The sequence below is a fragment of the Streptomyces sp. NPDC003943 genome, assembly GCF_053605265.1.
Genome location: NZ_JBSGIW010000014.1, coordinates 91,343 through 112,379 on the forward strand (window position 1 = coordinate 91,343; position 21,037 = coordinate 112,379).

Genomic DNA, 21,037 nt, shown 5'->3' on the forward strand with positions numbered 1-21,037 from the left:
TTGCGGGCCCGTACCCCCAGGGGTGCGGGCCCGCTCCCGTGTGTTTGAGAGGATTTACGGCGTGACTGACGTGCGTGACGATGTGCAGCCCGGATTCGTACGGATCCGGCTCGACCTGTCCTACGACGGCAAGGACTTCTCCGGCTGGGCCAAGCAGGCCCGCGGCCAGCGCACCGTCCAGGGCGAGATCGAGGACGCCCTGCGCACCGTGACCCGCTCCCAGGAGACGTACGAGCTGACCGTCGCCGGCCGTACCGACGCCGGCGTGCACGCGCGCGGGCAGGTCGCGCACGTCGACCTGCCCGAGGAGCTGTGGCAGGAGCACCGCGAGAAGCTGCTCCGGCGGATGGCCGGGCGGCTCCCGCACGACGTGCGGATCTGGCGCCTGACCGAGGCCCCGGCGGGCTTCAACGCGCGGTTCGCGGCCATCTGGCGCCGTTACGCCTACCGGGTCACCGACCACCCGGGCGGTGTCGACCCGCTGCTCCGCGGCCACGTCCTGTGGCACGACTGGACCCTCGACATGGACGCCATGAACGCGGCGGCCGAGCGGCTCGTCGGCGAGCACGACTTCGCCGCGTACTGCAAGAAGCGCGAGGGTGCCACCACCATCCGCACCCTGCAGGAGCTGCGCTGGGAGCGCCGCCCCGACGGGATCCTGGAGGCCACGGTCAAGGCCGACGCCTTCTGCCACAACATGGTCCGCTCGCTGGTGGGCGCGCTGCTGTTCGTCGGCGACGGCCACCGCCCGGTGGAGTGGCCCGCGAAGGTGCTGGCCGCGGGTGTGCGGGACTCGGCCGTGCATGTCGTACGGCCGCACGGCCTCACCCTGGAGGAGGTCGGCTACCCGGCCGACGACCAGCTCGCCGCGCGCAGCCGTCAGGCGCGGAACAAGCGGTCGCTGCCGGGCAGCGCCGGCTGCTGCTGACGGAGGCCGGTCAGCCGTTGCCCGGTTTGTGCTGATCGGCTGATGCCGACCTTCATCAAATAAGGCAAATCGGGCTAAAAGCACTTATCCTTCGGTCGCGTCGCGCCCCTGCCCCTCCCGCCCCGGCTTACGTTTCCGCACGTCGCTTCGTTCGCTGCGCGGAGAAGGTGTCGGGAGTTCTTGGGATGAGTGCAACTGAGGCCCGCCTGATCGGGGCGGGCACGGCAACACGACCGGCCGAACCGCGGCTACCGTACGACGACCCGGGACCGGGCGCCGTCGGGCTGCTGCCGACGCCGCCGTCCGACGACGAGAGGTACCTGTACGCCCGGCGCCGGCTGTGGGTGCTGACCGCCACCTCGCTGCTGAGCATGGGCTGCCTTGCGCTCAGCCAGTTCCGGCTCGCCGCCGCCACCCCGCTGCTGTGGCTCTTCGCCCCGCTGCTCGCCTTCACGGTGGTCTACTACCTGGTCTCGCTCCGGGTGAACGCCTTCACCCGCGACTTCGACCTCGACGAGCACCGCCGCCTGGTGCGCGAGTGGCGGCCCGAGCACTACCCGTCGGTCGACGTCTTCCTGCCGGTGTGCGGCGAGCCCATCGAGGTCCTGCACAACACCTGGACCCATGTCCGGGCGCTTGCCGACCGCTATCCGGGCATCTGCGTGCCGTTCGTCCTGGACGACTCGGCCAGCCCCGAGCTGCGGGCGATGGCCGAGGACTTCGGCTTCCGTTACGGCACCCGCGCCCGGCGCGGCTGGTTCAAGAAGGCCGGCAACCTGCGCTTCGGCTTCGACCAGACCGACGGCACGTACGTCCTGATCCTCGACGCCGACTTCGCGCCGCGCGCCGACCTCCTGGAGGAACTCCTCCCGTACATGGAGAAGGACAGCCGGACCGCGATCGTCCAGTCGCCGCAGTTCTTCCGGGTGCTCGACGCCCAGAACTGGATCGAGCGCGGCGCCGGAGCCGTACAGGAGCTGTTCTACCGGGCCGTCCAGGTCTCCCGGCAGGGCCGCGACGGTGCCATCTGCGTCGGCAGCTGCGCCGTCTACCGGCGCGCGGCCCTGGAGGAGAACGGCGGCACCACGCTCATCGAGCACTCCGAGGACGTCCACACCGGCTTCGACCTGCGCCGCCTCGGCTGGGACCTGCGCTATGTGCCGGTCGCGGTGGCGGCGGGCGTCTGCCCGGACAGCGCGGGGGCCTTCTTCAACCAGCAGTACCGCTGGTGCGCGGGCTCGATGAGCCTGCTCGGTAGCAAGAAGTTCTGGCAGGCCAGACTCCGCTTCAGCAGCCGGCTCTGCTATCTCTCCGGGTTCTTCTACTACATCCACACGGCGCTGTTCACCTTCGTCGCGCCGCTCCTGCCGATCGTGCTGCTGCTCGCCTTCCCCGACCAGCCCCGCTTCGAGAACGTGTGGCTGGTGCTGCCCGGCATCGCGTACACCACGATCGTCTTCCCGCTGTGGCACCGCGTCCCGTACCGCCTGGAGGCGTGGGCCGTCCGGATGATGTACTCCTGGGCGCACGTCTTCGCGATCTGGGACATCCTCCGCGGCACCCGCATGGGCTGGCAGGCCACCGGCTCCGACCGGGCCAGGCGCAACGGGACCCGGCGGTTCTGGATCGGCCTGTGGGCGTGGGGCGGCGGCACCGCCCTGCTCTGGGTCGGGGCCGCGGTCTGGCGGATGGCCACCGTGGACGTGTACGACTTCGCGCTGCTGCTCTCCTCCGGACTCTTCTACGCGATGATCGTCGCCCGCGCCCTGGTGCAGCCGCGGACGGGGGCCGTCGCCTGATGCGCCTCCGTGCCCTCCGCCTCCGTGCCCTGCGCCTCCGTGCGACGCGCCCCCGTACGACGCTCCTGCGTCCGACGCGCCTTCGTGTCCCCGCGGCCGCCCCGCTGCTCGCCGCCCTGCTCCTCGCCCTGACCGCGTGCAGCGCCCCGGACACCGGCGGCCGGTCGGCCGCGGCGCGGGGGCAGCAGGCCGCCCCCGGGCCCGCGGTCGAGGTCCCGTACGACGTCAGACCGCTGATCCGGCCCTCGAAGAAGTACTTCGGCGTCTCCACGGCCGGCGCCCCGAACTCCATGAAGCCGGTGGACGCGTACACCCGCAAGACCGGCAAGCGCCCGAACCTCATCGGCTACTACGCGGCCTGGGGCGACGGATTCGACATCACCGGCGTGCGCAACGCCTGGCGGTCCGGCGCGCTGACCGTCGTCTCCTGGGAGCCCTTCGACACGACCCTGGACGACATCGCCTCCGGCCGGTCGGACGACTACATCCAGAAGTACGCGCGGGCGGTGCGCAAGCTGAACCTGCCCGTCGCGATCACCTTCGCCGACGAGATGAACGGCGCCTGGGAGAACTGGGGCACCGAGGCCACCACACCCAAGGCGTACGTGAAGGCATGGCGCCACATCCACGACGTCTTCCAGGACGTCGGCGCGGCCAACGTGATCTGGGCGTGGTCCCCGAACGTCGTCAACCCGGTGCGGAACGTCGCCCTCCAGCCGTACTACCCGGGAGACGCGTTCGTCGACTGGGTCGGCCTGATCGGCTACTTCACCTACAACGAGCCGCCCGACACCTTCAACGAGCTGTTCGGCCCGACGATGAGCGAGGTCCGGGCGTTCAGCTCCAAGCCCTTCATCCTCCTGGAGACGGCTGCCGAGCGCGGCTGGCGCCGTGACGCCGACGTGCGGGCCCTGGTGAAGGGGGCCGCGGAGCACCCCGACGTCCTCGGCTTCGTCTGGTTCGACCACGTTGCGGCCCGCGCGGACTGGCGGCTCGACGAGGGCACGACGACGACCGCCGAGTTCAAGCGACTGGCAGCAGACGACATCTACGGCTTCGACGTGCGGAAGGTCAGATGACAGCCACAGAGCCAGGCCCCAGAGCGCCCCTCCCGGCCGTCCCCCAGGCCGCCGGGCACCGGCCACCGGGACCACCGGGACCGCCCAGACCGGCCGGACCACCCAGGCCGGCCGGACCGCCCGAAGTCCCCGTCGGCTATCACGTGCCCCGCCCGGCGCGGACGGCCTGGACCACGGCCGGGAGCCCCCGGCGCACCTGGGCCGCCCGGGGGATCCTGCTCGGCATCCTGCTCCTGCAGGCGGTGCTCTCGTTCCGGCTGGAGAACACGGCCTACTCGGACGAGGCCCTCTACCTCACCGCCGGCCACCTGGAGCTCGCCCATCTGCTGCACGGCACTCCGGTGCCGACCGACTACGCGAGCTACTTCTCCGGCTCGCCGACCCTCTACCCCGTCGTGGCCGCCCTGGCGGACGCCTGGTCCGGCCTGACCGGAGCCCGCCTGCTCAGCCTGGTGTGCATGCTCGGCGCCACCACCCTCCTCTACGGGACGACCCGGAGGCTGTTCAACGAGCGGGCCGCGCTCGCCGCCGCCGCCCTGTTCGCGGTGACCCAGTCGACGATCGTCCTCGGCTGGTTCGCGACCTACGACGCGCCCGCGATCCTCCTGCTCGCCCTCGCGGCCTGGATCCTCGTACGGACCGACCGGGCCCACCCGGCACTGGCGGCCCTCGCCGCACCGGTCGCCGTGCTCGCCGCCGGAACGAAGTACGCCGCCGCGCTGTACCTGCCGAGCCTGATCGTGCTCGCCGCGCTGGTCGCCTGGCCGCACCGCGGCCGGGCGAGTCTGTGGCGGGCCGGGTCGTTCGCACTGACCGTCGCCGGACTGCTCGCCGTCGCGCTGTACGGGACCGACGTCCTGGAAGGCGTACGGACCACCACCACGGCCCGCGCGCACGGCACCGAAGAGGCGCTCGACCTGCTGCGGAAGTCGGCCGTCTGGTCCGGTCTGCTGTTCCTGACCGCGTGCGGCGGTGCCGTCGCGTACGCCCGGCGCGGCCGGATGAACGAGTCACCGGAGACCCGCCGGCTGCCCGTCCCGGGCCGGGGCTGGCGCGTGCTGCTCGGCCTGCTCCTGTGCGGCACGGCCCTGCTCGCCCCGGCCTACCAGATCCACCTCCACACGTCCGTCGCGCTCTACAAGCACCTCGGCTTCGGCCTGCTCTTCGCCGCGCCGCTGGCCGGCGTCGGGCTGACCCGGCTCGTCGGCGCGCACTTCCGGCATCCACAGCTCGCCTGCGCCCTGTGGGTCGTGATGCTGTGCCTGGGCATGGGCCAGTCGGTGGAACGATTCGCCACCTGGCCGGACTCCAGCCGGCTCACCGCCTCGCTCCGGCAGTACGTCACCCCGGGGGAGGGCCGGTACCTCGCGTCGCTGCCCAACGTGCCGGTGTACTACCTGCGGGACATCACCGACCACACGCACTGGACCTCGCTCTACTGGATCGGCTACCAGGACGCCGAGGGCGCCGTGCACCACGACGACGACGGCTACCGCACGGCCATCGCGGACGGCTGGTTCGACCTGATCGTGCTCGACGGGGTCACCGTCCCGCAGAAGGACAAGGTCATCGCGGCGGCCCTGAAGGAGAGCGACAAGTACCGCCTCCTCGGCACCCTGCCGTTCCGGCTGGGCGAGGGCCAGGGCTCCTACCGGATCTGGGTGAAGCGATGACCGCGCCGACCGTGCGGAGCCCCCGGCTCGGGCCGCTCCTGACCTTCCTGCCGCCCACGGCGGTCGCGCTGGTGTGCGTCCTGACCCGCCTCGGGAACCGACAGCTGTGGTTCGACGAGTACGCCACCTGGTGGGCGTCCTCCCTGCCGTCCGCCGCCTTCGGCCGGCTCACCGAACACGTCGACATCGTGTTCGTGCCGTACTACACGTTCATGCACGCCTGGACGTGGCTCGCCGGCAGTTCCACCACCGCGCTGAGGCTGCCCGAGGCACTGGCCATGGCCGCCTCGGCCGGACTCGTCGCGCTCGTGGGCCGCCGGCTGTTCACCGCGCGCGTCGGGGTGGCGGCCGGGCTGCTCTTCGCCCTGCTCCCGACCGTCGCCCGGTACGGGCAGGAGGCCCGCCCGTACGCCTTCGCGATGTTCTTCTCGCTGCTCGCCACCGTGCTGCTGCTGCGCGCCCTGGAGCGGCCCTCGCTGCGGGTCTGGGCGGGCTACGCGCTCGCCGTCGCGCTGACCGGGTTCAGCCACCTGGTCGCGCTGAGCGTGCTCGCGGCCCACGCGGTGCTCGTGCTGCGGGCCAGGCGCTCCGGCGACCCGCTCGCGCACTGGGCCTTCGCCTGCGCCGCGGTCATGGGCACCTCCGTGGTCGTCCCCATGGCGTACCGGAGCACCGGCCAGAGCGGCCAGATCGCCTGGAACGACGTCTCCAGCCGCGACCTGCTCTGGTACGCGTCGGACCTGTTCGGGAACTGGACCGTCGCCACGACCGTGCTCGGGCTCGCCGTCCTCGGACTGTGGGCGGCCGGCCGTCCCAGCGCCGTCGCGCTGGCGACCTGGGCCCTGCTGCCGCCGGTGGTGACCGCCGCGACCGGCGAGTGGCTGCACCTCTTCCTGCCCCGGTACCTGCTGTTCACGGTCCCGGCCTGGACGCTCCTCGCGGCGGCCGGTGCCGTCCGGGTCGCGGGCCTGCTGACCGTGGTCGGCCGCGGCGCGCTCTGGCGTCGGGCGCGCGCCACGGCCCTGGTGGCCGCCGCGGTGGCCGGGTTCGTCGTGCTGACCCTGCCCGCCCTGCGGAGCGTCCGCCAGGACATCCCGACCGAGCCCGACTACGCGGGCGCGGCCCGGCTCGTGAAGGCCGGACAGCGCCCCGGTGACGGCATCGTCTTCCACCGGAGCTTCAACTCGCGGCTCGCCATGGCGTACCAGCTGCGCGAGGGCACCAGGCCCGCGGACATCCTCATGAAGCGGGCGCCGCAGCAGACCGGCTGGTTCTGGGCGCACGAGTACCAGCGGCCCAGCGGGCGCCTGTCCGGCTCCGACCGCCTCTGGTTCGTCTCACCGGGCGACGACGAGGACCCGTACGCCTACATGCCCGAGGCGAAGGCCAAGGCGCTCAAGGACGGCTACACGGTGGCCCGCACCGAGCGGCTCCGCCATGTGACCGTCCAGCTGCTGGAGCGCCGTACTCACTGACCGGGAGCCCCGGCCGCGGCCGCTGCCTGGCTGCGGCCGCGGGCGTAGATCTGGTTGAAGGCGAAGGTGCCCAGGTCGTCGCTGGCCTTGAAGACGGCCTGGTCGCCGGTGGTCACCTTCTTGCCGTTGAGGAAGCCGGCCTGGGTGAGGTAGACGTAGCGGCCGATCGAGTTGGTGCGGCGCAGACAGACCGTGGCGTGGCAGAAGTCACCGACGCCCGCGCCGGTCAGCGGGGCGATGCCGCCGGTGGCCTGCTTCTTCGCCTTGAGGGCCTGCTCGTCGGTGGGGAAGACGGCGACGCCGACGGTGACGGCGACGCCGTCCTTCACGTACGTGGCGCGCAGCACGCGCGTGCAGCCGTTGCCGCTGAGGACCGAGCCGAGGCCGCCCTGGGTGACCGCCGCGCAGTTGGTGGTGGAGGCCGTCGCGCTCTTGGCGTAGGCGCGGCCGTTCATGGTCAGCTTCCGGCCCGGGAACAGGCCCTCGGCGCTCAGCGGAGCCTTGTCCTTCTTCGCGTCGGAGATGTAGTCGCGCGGGTTCGGCGGCGGCAGCGGGGCTACCGAGGAGAACGACGGGGCCGGGGTGGCGGTGTCCGAGGGGGCGGCCGGGCCGGTAGCCGTCGGGCCGCCGTTCTTCGCCTCGTCGTTGCTCTTGTTCGTGGCGACGATCGCGGTCGCGACGACCGCGCCCACGACGAGCGCGGCGACCGCGCCGCCGCCGATCACCAGCCAGCGCTTGCGCTGGTCACGGGCGGCGGAGGCGTCGGCGAGGGCGCCCCAGTCGGGGGTCGGGCCGCCGGCCTGCGGGGCGTGGGCGCCCGGGAACGGGTTGGGCTGCTGGGGCTGCCACTGCTGCTGTCCGTACTGCTGCTGCCCGTACGGTTGCTGCCCGTTCGGCTGCTGTCCGTACGGCTGCTGCCCCTGACCCTGCGCCTGCCCCTGGCCCTGCTGCGGCCACTGCGGTCCCCCGAAGCTCATGCGCGGCATCCTAATCCGGTTGGGCGACAGCGGTGCGGGCGGCGACAATGCCCCGCATGGGACATGTCGAGGCCGCACATCTGGAGTACTACCTGCCGGACGGGAGGGTCCTGCTCGGGGACGTCTCCTTCCGGGTCGGCGAGGGCAACGTCGTCGCCCTGGTCGGCGCCAACGGCGCCGGCAAGACGACCCTGCTCAGGCTGGTCTCCGGCGAGCTCCAGCCGCACGGCGGCACCGTCACGGTCAGCGGCGGCCTCGGCGTCATGCCGCAGTTCGTCGGCTCCGTGCGCGACGAGTCCACCGTCCGCGACCTGCTGGTCTCGGTGGCGCCCGCCCGCATCCGCACGGCCGCGAAGGCCGTCGACGAGGCCGAGCACCGGATCATGACGGTCGACGACGAGGCCGCGCAGATGGCGTACGCGCAGGCGCTCAGCGACTGGGCCGAGGTGCAGGGGTACGAGTTCGAGACCCTCTGGGACATCTGCACCATGGCCGCCATGGGCGTGCCGTACGACAAGGCGCAGTTCCGGCAGGTGCGCACGCTCAGCGGCGGCGAGCAGAAGCGGCTCGTCCTGGAGTACCTGCTGCGCGGCAACGACGAGGTGCTGCTGCTCGACGAGCCGGACAACTACCTGGACGTCCCCGGCAAGCGCTGGCTGGAGGAGCGGCTGCGGGAGACCCGCAAGACCGTGCTCTTCATCTCCCACGACCGCGAGCTGCTCTCCCGCGCCGCCCAGAAGATCGTGGCCGTCGAGCCCGGGCCGGCCGGCTCCGACGTGTGGGTGCACGGCGGCGGCTTCGACACCTTCCACGACGCGCGGCGGGAGCGCTTCGCCCGCTTCGAGGAGCTGAAGCGGCGCTGGGAGGAGAAGCACGCGCAGCTGAAGAAGCTCGTCATCAACCTGCGGCAGGCCGCGGCGGTCAGCCACGAGATGGCCTCGCGGTACGCGGCCGCGCAGACCCGGCTGAAGAAGTTCGAGGAGGCCGGCCCGCCGCCGGAGCCGCCGCGCGAGCAGGACATCCGGATGCGGCTGCGCGGCGGCCGCACCGGCGTGCGGGCCGTGACGGCCGAGAACCTGGAGCTCACCGGCCTGATGAAGCCGTTCTCGCTGGAGATCTTCTACGGCGAGCGGGTCGCCGTCCTCGGCTCGAACGGCTCCGGCAAGTCCCACTTCCTGCGCCTCCTCGCGGGTGACGAGTCGGTCGCCCACACGGGTACGTGGAAGCTGGGCGCCCGGGTCGTCCCCGGCCACTTCGCCCAGACCCACGCCCACCCCGAGCTCCAGGGCCGCCCGCTCGTCGACATCCTGTGGACCGAGCACGCCAAGGACCGCGGCGCGGCGATGTCGATGCTGCGCCGCTACGAGCTGGAGCGCCAGGGCGACCAGCCCTTCGACAAGCTCTCCGGCGGCCAGCAGGCCCGCTTCCAGATCCTCCTGCTCGAACTGGCGGGCACCACCGCCCTGCTCCTCGACGAGCCCACCGACAACCTGGACCTGGAGTCCGCGGAGGCCCTCCAGGACGGCCTGGAGTCCTACGAGGGCACGGTGCTGGCCGTCACCCACGACCGCTGGTTCGCCCGGTCGTTCGACCGCTACCTGGTCTTCGGGTCGGACGGGGTCGTACGGGAGACGAGCGAGCCGGTGTGGGACGAGCGGCGGGTGGAGCGGGCGCGCTGAGCCGAGGCGGATGTTGGATCCGGGATCCGTGATCCGGGATCCGTGATCCGTGATCCGGCAGGCGGGATGTTGGATCCCGGATCCAACATCCGGCGGCCGCCGTGGATCCAAGATCCCGGCTTTCGGATCCCGGCTCCTGGATCCCAGCTCCTGGATCCCGGCTCGTGGATCCCAGCTTTCGGATCCCGACTCGTGGATCCCGGCTCCCGGATCCGACCTACGGAACCAGCACCACCCGCCCCCGCAGGCCCCCCTTCGCCAGGCGGCGGTGCGCCTCCGCCGCCTCCGCGAGCGGCAGGGTGGCGGCGACGCGCGGCGTCAGGCCGCCCGCGTCCGCAAGGGCCACGAGGCGGGTGAGGCCGGCGGTGTCGGCGCGGACCCAGACCGGGAGGACGCGGATGCCGCGCAGGGGATACGGGGCGCCGCCCGCGACCAGGGCGGCGAAGACGCCGCCCGAGCGGACCGCGTCGAGGGCCGACGCCCCCAGGACGGCGCCGTCCAGTGCGCCGGAGACGCCGCCGGGGACCAGGGCGCGGACGGCAGCGCCGAGGCGGGGCGCGTCGGGGTCGGTGGCCACGACGTGCTCGGCGCCCAGCTCCCGTACGAGCTCGTCGTCGCCGGGGCGGGCGACCGCCACGACCCGCAGGCCGCGCGCGGCGGCCAGCTGCACCGCGTAGCCGCCGACCGCGCCTGCCGCGCCCGTCACGAGCAGGGTCTCGCCGGCCGGGAGGTCGAGCGCGTCCAGGGCCTGGAGGGCGGTGAGACCGGCCAGCGGCAGGGTCGCGGCGGCCGCCGGCGCGAGCGAGACGGGCGCCGGGGCCACCGCGTGGGCGTCCAGGACCACGTACTCGGCCTGGGTGCCGAGTTCCACGTCGAGCCGGTCGTTCATCCCGAGGACCCGGTCGCCGGGCCGCACGCCGTCGACGCCCGGCCCGGTCTCCTCCACGACGCCGGCCACGTCCCAGCCGAGCCCCGTCCGGCCCGTCCCGGCCATCAGACCCGCCTCCGCGAGGACGCCGGAGCGGGTGGCGAGGTCGACGGGGTGGACGGTCGCCGCCTCGACCCGGATCAGCACCTGGCCGGGGCCGGCGACAGGGACGGGGACCTCGGCGATCCGCAGGGCCTCGGGGCCGCCGAAGGAGTCGATGACGAGAGCGCGCATGGCGTGCGGTTCCTTCCGGGAGGGCGTGAGGAGAAGGGCTACGGAACGAACCTAGGGAGCGCTACTCTCCAACGGTAAGTACGTACCCGGAAGTGCGTACCGCACCGGAAGGAGCGCCGTGGCGACCCGTACCGCCGCCGAACGCCGCGAAGATGCCCGCCGCGCCTACGACGCGTATCTCGCCGACTGCCCCGCCCGCCTGCTCCTCGACCGCATCTCCGACAAGTGGGTCACCCTCCTCCTCTCCGCCCTCGCCGACGGCCCCCACCGCTACAGCGACCTGGGCCGCAAGGTCGCCGGCGTCAGCCAGAAGATGCTCACGCAGACCTTGCGGGGGCTGGAGCGGGACGGTCTGGTGGCCCGTACGGTGACCCCGTCCGTGCCCGTGCGGGTGGACTACGAGCTGACGGAGCTGGGCGCGTCGCTGCTTCCGGTGGTGCGGGCGATCAAGGGGTGGGCGGACACCCACATCGAGGAGGTGGCCGCGGCCCGGGAGGCGTATGACGCGGGTGCCGCCGCGTTTTGACCCGCTCGGGGGAGCCCGGGTAGGCTTCTGCTTTGTTATGCGTATTGGCTCCGTCGTTCTCACGCGACGGGCCGTTGCGCAAGTTCCCTGGAGCAGTTACCAGTGGCTTGCATACGGGCAGTGATCCCGGCAGTGTAGGCCCCAGCTGCATGATCGCTTCAGGTGTGTCTGGACTCCATCCACTGAAGAAGCGAAGGCTACGAAGTGCGTACGTACAGCCCCAAGCCCGGCGATGTCACTCGCCAGTGGCACATCATCGACGCGCAGGACATCGTCCTGGGCCGTCTGGCGACGACGGCTGCGAACCTCCTGCGAGGCAAGCACAAGCCCGTCTACGCCCCCCACATGGACATGGGTGACTTCGTCGTCATCATCAACGCCGACAAGGTGCACCTGTCCGGCAACAAGCGGACCCAGAAGATGGCGTACCGCCACTCCGGCTTCCCGGGTGGTCTGCGCTCCGTCCGCTACGACGAGCTGCTGGACAAGAACCCCGAGAAGGCCGTCGAGAAGGCCGTCAAGGGCATGCTCCCCAAGAACACCCTGGGCCGTCAGATGCTCTCGAAGCTGAAGGTCTACGCGGGCGAGAACCACCCGCACGCTGCCCAGCAGCCGGTCCCGTTCGAGATCACCCAGGTCGCGCAGTAGTTCCGGCCACACCCCCTAAGAACGAAAGAAATCTGAGGAGCATCGTGGCCGAGACCACCCCCGAGACCCCCGTCGACGAGTTCGAGGGCGTCGAGGAATACACCACCGAGACCGAGATCGTCGAGGGTGACTACACCTCCGAGTCCCTCGCGTCCCGCTTCGGCGACCCGCAGCCGGCTGCCGGCCTGGGCCGTCGCAAGAACGCCATCGCCCGCGTCCGGATCGTTCCGGGCACCGGCAAGTGGAAGATCAACGGTCGCACCCTCGAGGACTACTTCCCGAACAAGGTGCACCAGCAGGAAGTCAACGAGCCCTTCAAGGTGCTCGAGCTCGACGACCGCTACGACGTCATCGCCCGCATCGCCGGTGGCGGCGTGTCCGGCCAGGCCGGCGCCCTGCGCCTCGGCGTGGCCCGCGCCCTCAACGAGGCCGACGTCGAGAACAACCGCGGCCCGCTGAAGAAGGCCGGCTTCCTCTCCCGCGACGACCGTGCGGTCGAGCGCAAGAAGGCCGGTCTCAAGAAGGCCCGCAAGGCCCCGCAGTACAGCAAGCGCTAATCGCCTGCTGGCCTGCCAGGCCTGCTTGGCTTGGTCCGTACGCCCCGGCGGCACTCCCGTGCTGCCGGGGCGTACGGCTTTTTCACTTCTTGCTTTCATAATCTGGGCACAACCCTGCGCGCGGTCCCGGGCGAAAACGGGCATCAGCCGTTCAGAGGCGTTCGGCGCGTCGTTCAGGGCATCGCATTTTCGGAGCACTTTCGGAGGACAGCTGTGGGACGACTCTTCGGCACGGACGGGGTGCGGGGCGTGGCCAACGCCGACCTGACGGCGGAGCTGGCGCTCGGCCTGTCGGTCGCGGCCGCGCACGTGCTGGCCGAGGCGGGCACGTTCGAGGGCCATCGGCCGACCGCCGTGGTGGGGCGCGACCCGCGCGCCTCGGGAGAGTTCCTGGAGGCCGCCGTCGTGGCCGGCCTCGCCAGCGCGGGCGTCGACGTGCTGCGCGTCGGCGTGCTGCCCACGCCGGCCGTGGCGTATCTCACCGGCGCGCTCGGCGCCGACCTCGGCGTGATGCTGTCGGCCTCGCACAACGCCATGCCCGACAACGGCATCAAGTTCTTCGCCCGCGGCGGCCACAAGCTCGCCGACGAGCTGGAGGACCGCATCGAGGCCGTGTACGAGGAGCACCGCACCGGCGCCCCCTGGGACCGTCCCACCGGCGCGGGCGTCGGCCGGGTGCGTGACTACGACGAGGGCTTCGACAAGTACGTCGCCCACCTCGTCGCCGTACTCCCGAACCGGCTCGACGGCCTGAAGATCGTCCTCGACGAGGCGCACGGCGCCGCCGCCCGCGTCTCGCCCGAGGCGTTCTCCCGGGCCGGCGCCACCGTCGTCACCATCGGCGCCGAGCCCGACGGCCTCAACATCAACGACGGCTGCGGCTCCACCCACCTCGACCTGCTCAAGGCCGCCGTGGTCGAGCACCAGGCCGACTTCGGCATCGCCCACGACGGCGACGCCGACCGCTGCCTGGCGGTCGACCACACGGGTGCGGAGATCGACGGCGACCAGATCCTCGCCGTGCTCGCCCTCGCCATGCGCGAGGCCGGCACCCTGCGCGGCGACACCGTCGTCGCCACCGTCATGTCGAACCTCGGCTTCAAGCTCGCCATGGAGCGCGAGGGCCTCCAGCTCGTCCAGACCGCGGTCGGCGACCGCTACGTCCTGGAGGCGATGAAGGAGCACGGCTACGCCCTCGGCGGCGAGCAGTCCGGCCACGTCATCGTGCTCGACCACGCCACCACTGGCGACGGCACCCTGACCGGTCTGATGCTCGCGGCCCGGGTCGTCGCCACCGGCAAGTCCCTCGCCGAGCTCGCCGGCGTGATGGAGCGGCTGCCGCAGGTCCTCGTCAACGTGCCGGACGTCGACAAGACCCGCGTGAAGACCTCCGCCGAGCTGGCCCACGCCGTCGGCGACGCCGAGCGCGAGCTGGGCACCACCGGCCGCGTGCTGCTGCGCCCCTCGGGCACCGAGCCGCTGGTGCGGGTCATGGTGGAGGCGGCGGACATCGAGCAGGCCCGGTCGGTGGCGGGACGGCTCGCGGACGCGGTGAAGTCGGCGCTCGGCTAGCCCGTATGACGCCCTGTCGGCCCCCGTTCCGTACGCCGGAACGGGGGCCTTCGTCGTGCCTTTCGGTTACGCCTCGCCGGTCATGCCTTGCCCTTGCGGGTCCACTGGCCGCGCTGGGTCCGCCACAGCAGCACCTGCCCGAACAGGGTGACGGTGCCGGCCAGGATGATGCCGGTCAGGTTGAGGGCCAACTGCTCGACCGAACCCCACATCTGGGCGTACTGGCCGTAGCTCAGCGCCACGGCGGCGTTCGCGCCGGCCGGGACCGTCGTCACCGAGATCGCGACCCCGATCAGCGCCCCCGACTTCGTCGAGGTGAGCGAGAGGGTGCCGGCCGCGCCCGCGAGCAGGGCGACGACGAAGGAGAACGGGTCCGGCTGCCAGATGAAGCTGGTGTTGGCGCGCGGCGCGTCGAGCTGCTCCACGCTGAACAGGCCGAGCGCGTCCATCCCCAGACTGAACACGGTCGTCGCGACGATCGCCGCCGCGAAGCCGACGACCAGCGCGTACGAGGAGCGCAGCACCAGCTTGGGGGCCCGCCGCACGATCCCCGTACAGATGCCGGCGAGCGGACCGAACTCCGGCCCGACGGCCATCGCGCCCACGATCAGGATGGCGTTGTCGAGCACGACACCGCAGGCCGCGATCATCGTCGCCAGGATCATGAAGGCGCTGTAGGTGATGGAGAGCGTCGACTCCTCGTGGGTGGCGTCGGTCAGCTGTTCCCAGATCACCGCGTCGGCGGCCTCGCCCGGGGCCTCCTCCTCGGCGGCGGTGGCGCGGGTCGACAGCGACAGGTCGATGTTCTCGACGGCGATCGAGCCGTCACGGTCGATCCCCAGCTCCCGCAGCCCGTGCAGGACTTCCTGCCCGGCCTCGCGGGCCACGTCGCACAGCACGAGGTCACCGGCCGGGTCGCGGGCCGCGCCCGGCACCACCACCAGATGGGTGGTGCCGACGGTCCGCTCGATGAGCCCGACTGCCGAATCCGTACGGTCCGGCGGCACGATCAGTCGCAGGTGAAGCATCCTCAGAGCTTACGGAGACTCAGAGCTCGGGGAAGGCCAGAGCTTACGGAGACTCAGAGCCCGCGGGGCTCGCGAAGGCCCGGAGCGCGCGGAGCTCAGAGCTTGCGCAGACTCAGCCGCTGCACCTTGTGGTCCGGGCCCTTGCGCACGACGAGCGTCGCCCGTCCGCGGGTCGGGGCCACGTTCTCCAGGAGGTTGACCTTGTTGATGGTCCGCCACATCGTGCGGGCGTAGTCCAGGGCCTCCTCCTCGGAGACCTGGGTCCAGCGCCGGAAGTACGAGGACGGGTCCTGGAACGCGGTCTGGCGCAGCTTGCGGAAGCGGTTGAGGTACCACTGCTCGATGTCCTCGGCGCGCGCGTCCACGTACACGGAGAAGTCGAAGTAGTCCGCGAGACCGACCCGGGTCCGCCCGTCCTTGCCGGGGAGCGCGGGCTGCAGCACGTTGAGCCCCTCGACGATGAGGATGTCGGGGCGGCGCACGACGAGCTTCTCGTCGGGGACCCGGTCGTAGATCAGGTGCGAGTAGACCGGCGCGGAGACCTCCTCCTTGCCCGCCTTCACGTCCGCGACGAAGCGGGTCAGCGCCCGCCGGTCGTACGACTCGGGGAAGCCCTTGCGGGACATCAGCCCGCGCGCCTTCAGCTCCTCCATCGGGTACAGGAAGCCGTCGGTGGTGATCCGCTCCACCCGCGGGTGCTCGGGCCAGCGCGCGAGGAGCGCCTCCAGGAGCCGGGCGACGGTCGACTTGCCGACGGCCACGGAGCCGGCGACCCCTATGACGAACGGGGTGCCGCGCTGCTCGGCCCGCTCGCCGAGGAAGGTGTTGAGGGCGCCGCGCAGCCCGCTGGTGGCCTGCACGTACAGGTTGAGCAGCCGCGACAGCGGCAGATAGATGTCCCGCACCTCGTCGAGGTCGATGACGTCCCCGAGCCCGCGCAGCCGTTCCACCTCGTCCGCGGTGAGCGGCAGCGGCGTCTTGTCCCGCAGCGCGCTCCACTCCGCCCGTGTGAGGTCGACATACGGCGTCGGCTCGGCGACCCGGCGCCCTGCGGCACCGTTCCCGTTTCCCTTGGGGCTTCGTGGCGGCGAATCGATCACCCGCCCATTGTCGTGGGTGCGGGGCGCGAGCGGAGGGTGGGGTGGGTCACTCGGCGGCGTCAGGCCGCCGTGCGGGTGGGCAGCAGCTTCCGGAGCCGCCGCTCGGCCCGGGTCGTGATCAGGCCTGCCGCCTCGATCGGGTACCGCGTGGTCATGACAGCGGAGGGCGCGCATAGGGTGCGTACCATTCCGCTTTCCCCTGGCCGATTCCCTTGCCGAGAGATGACAGATGCGCCCCATCCCGCTCCGCCGTACCGCCGTCGCCGCGTCCGCCGCCGTCACGCTGGCGCTGGTGCTGACCGCCTGTGGCGGTGACGACAAGCCGAGGGAGGACAGCGGGAAGGCCGACGCCTCGGCGTCCGCCGCGGCCAGGCCGGACGTACGGGCGCTGCCCTCCGCCGCCCTCGACAGGCTGGCCGTCGGCCCGGCGGATCTCAGGGGTTACCGGGTGACCAAGGTCGAGGGCGCCGGCGTCGTCAACGTCGGCGACGTCAGCTCCGACAAGCCGGCCTGCGAGCCGCTCGCCGAGGCGCTGGCCGGGGCGGCGCCCGGCACGCCGACGACCACCGTGCACCGCAGGGCGGACAGGGGCGGGGCCCGGACGGACGTGGCGCTCGGCTCGTACGACGGGGAGGGGGCGCAGCGGGCGTTCGAGTCGCTCAGGGCCGCCGGCACCGCCTGCGCCCAGGGCTTCCACCTGACCTCGACCGTCCGGACCGAGGACGTCACCAAGCTCGTCCCGAAGCCCGCCACCGCCGGCGACGAGGCCCTCGCCTGGACCGTCACCGGCAGGAAGACCGGCGCCGGCGCCCTCGTCGTCTTCCGGAAGGGCAACAGCCTCGTCGCCGTCACGGCCGACGAGCTCCCCACCGCCGTGGCCGACGCGCAGGCGGCCAAGCTGCGCTGAGTCCGGCCGGTGGGCCGGGTTCCGCCGTAGGCTGCCGCCATGTGCGGAATCGTGGGTTACGTCGGCGGACAGTCGGCGCTCGATGTGGTGATCGCGGGCCTGAAGCGGCTCGAGTACCGCGGCTACGACTCGGCCGGAGTCGCGGTGCTCTCCGACGGCGGCCTCGCCGCGGCCAAGAAGGCCGGAAAGCTCGTCAACCTGGAGAAGGAACTGGTGGACCGGCCGCTGTCGAGCGGCTCCACCGGCATCGGACACACCCGGTGGGCCACCCACGGCGGCCCCACCGACAGCAACGCGCACCCGCACCTCGACAACGCGGGCCGCGTCGCCGTCGTCCACAACGGCATCATCGAGAACTTCGCCACCCTCAGGGCGGAACTGGCCGAGCGCGGCCACGAGCTGCTGTCCGAGACGGACACCGAGGTCGTGGCCCATCTGCTCGCCGAGGAGTTCAGTTCCGTCGGCGACCTCGCCGAGGCCATGCGCCTGGTGTGCAAGCGGCTCGACGGCGCCTTCACGCTGGTCGCCGTGCACGCCGACCAGCCGGACGTCGTCGTCGGCGCCCGCCGCAACTCCCCGCTCGTCGTCGGCGTCGGCGAGGGCGAGAACTTCCTCGCCTCCGACGTCTCCGCCTTCATCGCCCACACCCGTTCGGCGATCGAGCTCGGCCAGGACCAGGTCGTCGAGCTCACCCGTGACGGCGTCACCGTCACCGACTTCGACGGCGCCCCCGCCGACGTACGGGCCTTCCACATCGACTGGGACGCCTCCGCCGCCGAGAAGGGCGGCTACGCCTCCTTCATGCTCAAGGAGATCGCCGAGCAGCCGAAGGCCGTCGCCGACACCCTCCTCGGCCGGATCGACGCCGAGGGGCACCTCCGCCTCGACGAGGTGCGCATCCCCGACCGGGTGCTCCGCGAGGCCGACAAGATCGTCATCATCGCGTGCGGCACCGCCTTCCACGCCGGACTTATCGCCAAGTACGCGATCGAGCACTGGACCCGGATCCCCTGCGAGGTGGAGCTGGCCAGCGAGTTCCGCTACCGCGACCCGATCCTCGGGCAGCGCACCCTCGTCGTCGCGATCTCCCAGTCCGGCGAGACCATGGACACCCTGATGGCGCTGCGGCACGCGCGCGAGCAGGGCGCCAAGGTCCTCGCCGTCTGCAACACCAACGGGTCGACGATCCCCAGGGAGTCGGACGCCGTGCTCTACACGCACGCCGGCCCCGAGGTCGCCGTCGCGTCGACCAAGGCCTTCCTGACGCAGCTCGTCGCCTGCTACCTGCTCGCGCTCTATCTCGGCCAGGTGCGCGGAACCCAGTGGGGCGACGAGATCCACGCCGTCATCCGCGAGCTCGCCCGGAGCGCCGACGGCGTCGAGCGGGTCCTGGCGACCATGGAGCCCGTGCGCGCGCTCGCCCGCTCGCTCGCCCACAAGGACACGGTCCTCTTTCTCGGCCGGCACGTCGGCTACCCCGTGGCCCTCGAAGGCGCGCTGAAGCTCAAGGAACTCGCGTACATGCACGCCGAGGGCTTCGCCGCCGGCGAGCTCAAGCACGGACCGATCGCCCTGGTCGAGGAGGACCTGCCGGTCGTCGTCGTGGTGCCCTCGCCGCGCGGCCGGGCCGTCCTCCACGACAAGATCGTCTCCAATATCCAGGAGATCAGGGCCCGGGGCGCGCGCACGATCGTCATCGCGGAGGAGGGCGACGAGGCCGTCGTCCCGTACGCCGACCACCTCATCCGCATCCCCGCCACGCCTACGCTGCTCCAGCCGCTGGTCGCCACCGTGCCCCTCCAGGTCTTCGCCTGCGAACTGGCCACGGCGCGGGGCAACGAGGTCGACCAGCCGCGCAACCTGGCCAAGTCCGTGACGGTGGAGTGAGTGAGGTAGTGGGCAGATGATCATCGGGGTGGGGATCGACGTGGCGGAGATCGACCGCTTCGTCGCGTCGCTGGAACGCACACCGGGGCTCGTCCAGCGCCTCTTCGTCGAGCGCGAGCTGCTCCTGCCGAGCGGCGAGCGCCGCGGCCCGGCCTCCCTCGCGGTGCGGTTCGCCGCCAAGGAGGCGCTGGCCAAGGCCCTCGGCGCGCCCGGGAACCTGCACTGGACGGACGCCGAGGTGTACGTCGAGGACAGCGGCCAGCCGCGGCTACGGGTCCGGGGCACCGTCGCGGCCCGCGCCGCCGAACTGGGCGTACGGCACTGGCACGTGTCCCTCAGTCACGACGCCGGGGTGGCGTCGGCGGTGGTGATCGCGGAGGGCTGAGCCCGCGGCGCGCGGGGGAGGTGGCGCGCCTGGCGCGGAACCGCCAGGGTGGGTGCCATGCGTACCGCTTATCGCGTGGAGACCGTACGGGCCGCCGAGGCCGAGCTGATGGCCCGGTTGCCCGAGGGCGCCCTGATGCAGCGGGCGGCGGCCGGGCTCGCGGCCGCCTGCTGCTCGCTGCTGGGGAAGGGGCGGGTGTACGGGGCGCGGGTCGTGCTGCTCGTCGGCAGCGGCGACAACGGGGGCGACGCGCTGTACGCCGGCGCGCGGCTCGCCCGTAGAGGCGCCGGCGTGACGGCGGTGCCGCTCGGCGCGCGGGCGCACGAGGGCGGGCTCGCGGCGCTGCGGCGGGCGGGGGGCCGGGTGGTCGGTCCGCACGACGACCCCTATGACGCCATCGCCGCCGCCGACCTCGTCCTGGACGGCATCACGGGGATCGGCGGCCGGGGCGGGCTGCGGCCCGACGCCGTGCCCGTCGCCCGGGCGGCGCGCGGCTCCGACGCCGTCGTCGTGGCCGTCGACCTGCCCAGCGGCGTCGACGCCGACACCGGCGAGGTCGCGGGCGAGGCGCTGCGCGCCGACGCGACGATCACCTTCGGCACGTACAAGCCGGGGCTGCTCGTCGACCCGGCGCGCGAGTACGCCGGCGCGCTGCGGCTCGTCGACATCGGCCTGGCCGCCACCCTCCCCTCCGTACCGGACCTGGAGGCCCTCCAGCACGAGGACGTCGCACGCCTCCTGCCGCGCCCCGCCGCCGAGAGCGACAAGTACCGCCGCGGCGTCGTCGGCGTCGTCGCCGGGTCCGCCCGCTACCCGGGCGCCGCCGTCCTCGCCGTCGCGGGCGCGCTGCGGGGCGGCGCGGGTGCCGTCCGGTACGTCGGCCCGGCCGCCGACGCCGTCATCGCCGCCCACCCCGAGACCCTGGTCCACCCGGGGCCGCCGGCGAAGGCGGGCCGCGTCCAGGCGTGGGTCGTCGGACCGGGCCTCGGCGACGGCCCGGGCGTGGCGGAGGTCCTCGCCTCCGACGTCCCGGTCCTCGTCGACGCCGACGGGCTGCGCGACCTCTCGCCCGAGGCCGTGAAGTCCCGCACCGCCCCCACCCTCCTGACGCCGCACGCCGGCGAGGCCGCCGCCCTCCTCGGCACCTCCCGCGAAGAGGTCGAGTCGGGCCGCCTCGCGGCGGTCCGCGGGCTGGCGGCCCGCTTCGGCGCCACGGTCCTCCTGAAGGGCTCCACCACCCTGGTCTGCGGCCCGGGCGGCGCGGGCCCGGTCCGCGTCAACCCCACCGGCACCTCGTGGCTCGCCACGGCCGGCAGCGGCGACGTCCTCTCCGGCCTCGCCGGCTCCCTCCTGGCAGCCGGCCTCCCGGCCACCGACGCGGCCTCCGCGGCGGCCTACCTCCACGGCCTGGCAGCCCGCCGGGCCTCAGCGCACGGCACCCCGATCACGGCGGGGGACGTGGCGGACGCGCTGCGAGGGGCGTGGGGAGACGTCATGGGCGCCTGAGCCCGGCTGCCCCCGACGCGCCGTTGCACCATCGCCGCCCTGCCCCTGCGGGCCAGTCCGGCGCTGCGCGCGGTCTGCGGGTTGGTCCACACCCGGGTGCGGACCGGGCCGGGCGAGATGGTGTTGACGCGGACGCCCTTGGGGGTGAA

18 protein-coding genes are annotated in these 21,037 nt (G+C 72.6%); 14 read left to right on the top strand and 4 right to left on the bottom strand.

Annotated elements, in window-relative coordinates; genetic code table 11:
* Nucleotides 1-70: 70 nt before the first annotated feature.
* The 5 genes from truA (at nucleotide 71) to ACWEV0_RS09095 (ending at nucleotide 6,954) form a co-directional block, all read left to right on the top strand.
* On the top strand, nucleotides 71-928 hold the full coding sequence (truA, locus tag ACWEV0_RS09075; RefSeq protein ID WP_453147787.1) for a tRNA pseudouridine(38-40) synthase TruA: 858 nt from the start codon (nucleotides 71-73) through the stop codon (nucleotides 926-928).
* A 371-nt stretch (nucleotides 929-1,299) separates the two neighbouring features.
* The gene (locus tag ACWEV0_RS09080) at nucleotides 1,300-2,727 is read left to right on the top strand and encodes a glycosyltransferase family 2 protein (RefSeq protein ID WP_453147789.1); all 1,428 of its coding nucleotides are present in this window, start codon (nucleotides 1,300-1,302) and stop codon (nucleotides 2,725-2,727) included.
* Nucleotides 2,727-3,806, top strand: a complete 1,080-nt coding sequence (locus ACWEV0_RS09085) for a glycoside hydrolase family 26 protein (RefSeq protein ID WP_453147763.1) — start codon at nucleotides 2,727-2,729, stop codon at nucleotides 3,804-3,806. Before ACWEV0_RS09080 ends, ACWEV0_RS09085 begins: the two co-directional genes overlap by 1 nt.
* Before the next feature lie 143 nt (nucleotides 3,807-3,949).
* Nucleotides 3,950-5,479 (top strand): glycosyltransferase family 39 protein, encoded by a 1,530-nt coding sequence (locus ACWEV0_RS09090; RefSeq protein WP_453147764.1) that lies wholly within the window; start codon nucleotides 3,950-3,952, stop codon nucleotides 5,477-5,479.
* Nucleotides 5,476-6,954, top strand: coding sequence for a glycosyltransferase family 39 protein (locus tag ACWEV0_RS09095; protein ID WP_453147766.1), 1,479 nt, complete (start codon nucleotides 5,476-5,478; stop codon nucleotides 6,952-6,954). The genes ACWEV0_RS09090 and ACWEV0_RS09095 overlap by 4 nt, the downstream gene beginning before the upstream one ends.
* Here ACWEV0_RS09095 and ACWEV0_RS09100 read toward each other — a convergent pair.
* The gene (locus ACWEV0_RS09100) at nucleotides 6,948-7,931 is read right to left on the bottom strand and encodes a hypothetical protein (RefSeq protein ID WP_453147767.1); all 984 of its coding nucleotides are present in this window, start codon (nucleotides 7,929-7,931) and stop codon (nucleotides 6,948-6,950) included. The two genes, ACWEV0_RS09095 and ACWEV0_RS09100, sit on opposite strands and share 7 nt — an antisense overlap.
* Nucleotides 7,932-7,987: 56 nt before the next feature.
* Here ACWEV0_RS09100 and ACWEV0_RS09105 point away from each other — a divergent pair, with 56 nt between their 5' ends.
* The gene (locus ACWEV0_RS09105) at nucleotides 7,988-9,610 is read left to right on the top strand and encodes an ABC-F family ATP-binding cassette domain-containing protein (protein WP_453147769.1); all 1,623 of its coding nucleotides are present in this window, start codon (nucleotides 7,988-7,990) and stop codon (nucleotides 9,608-9,610) included.
* A gap of 217 nt (nucleotides 9,611-9,827) precedes the next feature.
* Here the strand turns inward: ACWEV0_RS09105 and ACWEV0_RS09110 are convergent, their stop codons facing one another.
* Nucleotides 9,828-10,772: an NADP-dependent oxidoreductase gene (locus ACWEV0_RS09110; RefSeq protein WP_453147770.1), complete on the bottom strand. Its 945-nt coding sequence runs from the start codon at nucleotides 10,770-10,772 to the stop codon at nucleotides 9,828-9,830.
* A 118-nt stretch (nucleotides 10,773-10,890) separates the two neighbouring features.
* Between ACWEV0_RS09110 and ACWEV0_RS09115 the strand changes: the two genes are divergently transcribed.
* From ACWEV0_RS09115 to glmM, 4 genes are all read left to right on the top strand, one after another.
* Nucleotides 10,891-11,298, top strand: coding sequence for a winged helix-turn-helix transcriptional regulator (locus tag ACWEV0_RS09115; protein WP_453147772.1), 408 nt, complete (start codon nucleotides 10,891-10,893; stop codon nucleotides 11,296-11,298).
* 204 nt (nucleotides 11,299-11,502) lie between these two features.
* Entirely contained in the window at nucleotides 11,503-11,946 is a 444-nt protein-coding gene (rplM, locus tag ACWEV0_RS09120; protein ID WP_453147774.1) for a 50S ribosomal protein L13, read from the top strand.
* 44 nt (nucleotides 11,947-11,990) lie between these two features.
* Nucleotides 11,991-12,503, top strand: a complete 513-nt coding sequence (rpsI, locus tag ACWEV0_RS09125) for a 30S ribosomal protein S9 (RefSeq protein ID WP_403795494.1) — start codon at nucleotides 11,991-11,993, stop codon at nucleotides 12,501-12,503.
* A gap of 213 nt (nucleotides 12,504-12,716) precedes the next feature.
* Nucleotides 12,717-14,075 carry a phosphoglucosamine mutase gene (gene glmM / locus ACWEV0_RS09130; protein ID WP_453147775.1) on the top strand — a complete coding sequence of 453 codons (1,359 nt, stop codon included), beginning with the start codon at nucleotides 12,717-12,719 and terminating at the stop codon, nucleotides 14,073-14,075.
* Between the two features lie 80 nt (nucleotides 14,076-14,155).
* Here the strand turns inward: glmM and ACWEV0_RS09135 are convergent, their stop codons facing one another.
* The gene (locus ACWEV0_RS09135; RefSeq protein WP_453147777.1) at nucleotides 14,156-15,103 is read right to left on the bottom strand and encodes a DUF389 domain-containing protein; all 948 of its coding nucleotides are present in this window, start codon (nucleotides 15,101-15,103) and stop codon (nucleotides 14,156-14,158) included.
* 95 nt (nucleotides 15,104-15,198) lie between these two features.
* Nucleotides 15,199-16,203, bottom strand: a complete 1,005-nt coding sequence (gene coaA, locus ACWEV0_RS09140) for a type I pantothenate kinase (protein ID WP_403795501.1) — start codon at nucleotides 16,201-16,203, stop codon at nucleotides 15,199-15,201.
* Between the two features lie 229 nt (nucleotides 16,204-16,432).
* Here coaA and ACWEV0_RS09145 point away from each other — a divergent pair, with 229 nt between their 5' ends.
* From ACWEV0_RS09145 to ACWEV0_RS09160, 4 genes are read left to right on the top strand one after another with little or no spacing between them, the layout of a single operon-like run.
* Nucleotides 16,433-17,110: a hypothetical protein gene (locus ACWEV0_RS09145; protein WP_453147779.1), complete on the top strand. Its 678-nt coding sequence runs from the start codon at nucleotides 16,433-16,435 to the stop codon at nucleotides 17,108-17,110.
* Between the two features lie 39 nt (nucleotides 17,111-17,149).
* Nucleotides 17,150-18,997: a glutamine--fructose-6-phosphate transaminase (isomerizing) gene (gene glmS, locus ACWEV0_RS09150; protein WP_453147780.1), complete on the top strand. Its 1,848-nt coding sequence runs from the start codon at nucleotides 17,150-17,152 to the stop codon at nucleotides 18,995-18,997.
* 16 nt (nucleotides 18,998-19,013) lie between these two features.
* Nucleotides 19,014-19,382 (top strand): holo-ACP synthase, encoded by a 369-nt coding sequence (locus ACWEV0_RS09155; protein ID WP_451605682.1) that lies wholly within the window; start codon nucleotides 19,014-19,016, stop codon nucleotides 19,380-19,382.
* Nucleotides 19,383-19,439: 57 nt separating this feature from the next.
* A complete protein-coding gene (locus ACWEV0_RS09160) occupies nucleotides 19,440-20,888 on the top strand; it encodes an NAD(P)H-hydrate dehydratase (protein WP_453147781.1) in 1,449 nt (482 codons plus the stop codon).
* Nucleotides 20,889-21,037 lie beyond the last annotated feature (149 nt).

What these genes read in the sequence shown, in the direction of transcription:
- ACWEV0_RS09080 (WP_453147789.1), top strand. Translation starts at nt 1,300, where the DNA reads ATGGGCTGCCTTGCGCTCAGCCAGTTCCGGCTCGCCGCCGCCACCCCG.
- ACWEV0_RS09085 (WP_453147763.1), top strand. Translation starts at nt 2,727, where the DNA reads ATGCGCCTCCGTGCCCTCCGCCTCCGTGCCCTGCGCCTCCGTGCGACG.
- ACWEV0_RS09095 (WP_453147766.1), top strand. Translation starts at nt 5,476, where the DNA reads ATGACCGCGCCGACCGTGCGGAGCCCCCGGCTCGGGCCGCTCCTGACC.
- ACWEV0_RS09100 (WP_453147767.1), bottom strand. Translation starts at nt 7,931, where the DNA reads ATGAGCTTCGGGGGACCGCAGTGGCCGCAGCAGGGCCAGGGGCAGGCG.
- ACWEV0_RS09105 (WP_453147769.1), top strand. Translation starts at nt 7,988, where the DNA reads ATGGGACATGTCGAGGCCGCACATCTGGAGTACTACCTGCCGGACGGG.
- ACWEV0_RS09110 (WP_453147770.1), bottom strand. Translation starts at nt 10,772, where the DNA reads ATGCGCGCTCTCGTCATCGACTCCTTCGGCGGCCCCGAGGCCCTGCGG.
- ACWEV0_RS09135 (WP_453147777.1), bottom strand. Translation starts at nt 15,103, where the DNA reads ATGCTTCACCTGCGACTGATCGTGCCGCCGGACCGTACGGATTCGGCA.
- ACWEV0_RS09145 (WP_453147779.1), top strand. Translation starts at nt 16,433, where the DNA reads ATGCGCCCCATCCCGCTCCGCCGTACCGCCGTCGCCGCGTCCGCCGCC.
- glmS (WP_453147780.1), top strand. Translation starts at nt 17,150, where the DNA reads ATGTGCGGAATCGTGGGTTACGTCGGCGGACAGTCGGCGCTCGATGTG.
- ACWEV0_RS09155 (WP_451605682.1), top strand. Translation starts at nt 19,014, where the DNA reads ATGATCATCGGGGTGGGGATCGACGTGGCGGAGATCGACCGCTTCGTC.
- ACWEV0_RS09160 (WP_453147781.1), top strand. Translation starts at nt 19,440, where the DNA reads ATGCGTACCGCTTATCGCGTGGAGACCGTACGGGCCGCCGAGGCCGAG.